We start from the raw sequence: 1,667 nt of genomic DNA, 5'->3' as shown, positions 1-1,667 counted from the left end.
CGGGCGGCGGCCACGCGGCTGACGGCCGCGCCGGCGTGCACGTTTCCCCTGCTTCCACCGCAAAGCGGCAAAAAAATAGAGAGAAGGTTTCCATGTCCGACACCACCCGCCAGATGCTGCTAGACCCCGGTTTCGAGCTGACCCTGCGCCCGATGCGCTACCCGCACTTCTACGAGATGTACCGCAACGCGATCAAGAACTCGTGGACGGTGGAGGAGATCAACTTCCAGATCGACATCAGCGACCTGCACGGCAAGATGTCGCCGGCCGACCGCCACCTGATCCACCGCCTGGTCGCATTCTTCGCCACCGGCGATTCGATCGTCTCCAACAACCTGGTGCTGAACCTGTACCAGCACCTCAACGCGCCCGAGGCGCGCATGTACCTGTCGCGGCAGCTGTACGAGGAGGCGCTGCACGTGCAGTTCTACCTGACCCTGCTGGACAACTACCTGCCCGATCCGGACGAGCGCGCCAAGGCGTTCGCGGCGGTGGAGAACATCCCGGCGATCAAGACCAAGGCCGATTTCTGCTTCAAGTGGATCGACTCGATCCAGGATCTCAAGCGCATCGAAACCCGCGCCCAGCGTCGCCAGTTCCTGCTCAACCAGATCTGCTTTGCCGCCTGCATCGAAGGCCTGTTCTTCTTTGCCGCGTTCGCCTACGTGTACTACTTCCGCTCGCGCGGTCTGCTGCCGGGGCTGGCCTCGGGCACCAACTGGGTGTTCCGCGATGAAAGCGCGCACATGGAGTTCGCCTTCGAATGCGTGCGCACCGTGCGCGAGGAGGAGCCGGACCTGTTCGACGAGGAAATGAAGCAGCAGGTGTACACGATGCTGGCCGAGGCGATCGAGTGCGAGGTGCAGTTCGCCGAAGACGTGCTCTCCGGCGGCGTGGCCGGCATCTCCACCCGGGACATGCGCCAGTACCTGCAGCATTGCGCCGACAACCACTTCCTCAAGCTGGGCATGGAGAAGAAGTACAACGTGCGCAACCCGCTGCCGTTCATGGAACTGCAGGACGTGCAGGAACTGACCAACTTCTTCGAGCGCCGCGCCTCGGCCTACCAGGTCGGCGTGCAGGGCGAGGTCAGTTTCGACATGGCGTTCTGAGCCGTCACATCGCCTGTTTTAAAATCGGCGTCTCCCCCCTGCCCGCCGCGCTGCCGCCGCGGGCCTCTACATCGCAGGATGGCCATGAGCGCGATTGTCCAAACCCAGCCGCCTACCGAGATCCGCATGGCGGAGATCGTGTTCCCCAACCACACCAACCACATGGGCACGCTGTTCGGTGGCCAGGCGCTGGCGTGGATGGACAAGGCCGCGTTCCTGGCCGCCGCGCGCTACTCGCGCCACACGGTGGTGACCGCGCGTTCGGACCAGGTCGATTTCAAGCTGCCGATCCGGGTCGGGCAGATGGTGGAAACCATCGGCCGGGTGGTGCGCGTCGGGCGCAGCTCGATGACCGTGGAGGTGGAGCTGGTCACCGAGGACCTGCACAGCGGCGAACGCAAGCTGTGCACCAAGGGCACCTTCGTGATGATCGCGCTGGGCGATGACGGCCACCCGACCGCGGTGCCGGCGTTGCCGCGCTGACCGGACCGGACACGTGGACGGCGCATCGGCAGTTCCGGCCGGAATCCCGGCCACCGTCACCGGCCCCGGGCC

General features: G+C 65.0%; 2 protein-coding genes. Both read left to right on the top strand.

The window, feature by feature from the left end:
• Positions 1 to 92 precede the first annotated feature (92 nt).
• A complete protein-coding gene (locus JCM9942_RS15335) occupies positions 93 to 1,112 on the top strand; it encodes a ribonucleotide-diphosphate reductase subunit beta (RefSeq protein WP_054660712.1) in 1,020 nt (339 codons plus the stop codon).
• Positions 1,113 to 1,196: 84 nt separating this feature from the next.
• Entirely contained in the window at positions 1,197 to 1,595 is a 399-nt protein-coding gene (locus JCM9942_RS15330; RefSeq protein ID WP_054660710.1) for an acyl-CoA thioesterase, read from the top strand.
• The last annotated feature ends 72 nt before the right edge of the window (positions 1,596 to 1,667 follow it).

This window comes from Stenotrophomonas pictorum JCM 9942 (assembly GCF_001310775.1).
Taxonomy (GTDB): domain Bacteria; phylum Pseudomonadota; class Gammaproteobacteria; order Xanthomonadales; family Xanthomonadaceae; genus Stenotrophomonas; species Stenotrophomonas pictorum.
The sequence above is the reverse complement of the archived record's forward strand: the minus strand, read 5'-3'. Positions and strand labels throughout refer to the sequence as shown.

Excerpts from the sequence above, each read along its gene's own strand:
- JCM9942_RS15335 (WP_054660712.1), top strand. The coding sequence starts at position 93 with ATGTCCGACACCACCCGCCAGATGCTGCTAGACCCCGGTTTCGAGCTG.
- JCM9942_RS15330 (WP_054660710.1), top strand. The coding sequence starts at position 1,197 with ATGAGCGCGATTGTCCAAACCCAGCCGCCTACCGAGATCCGCATGGCG.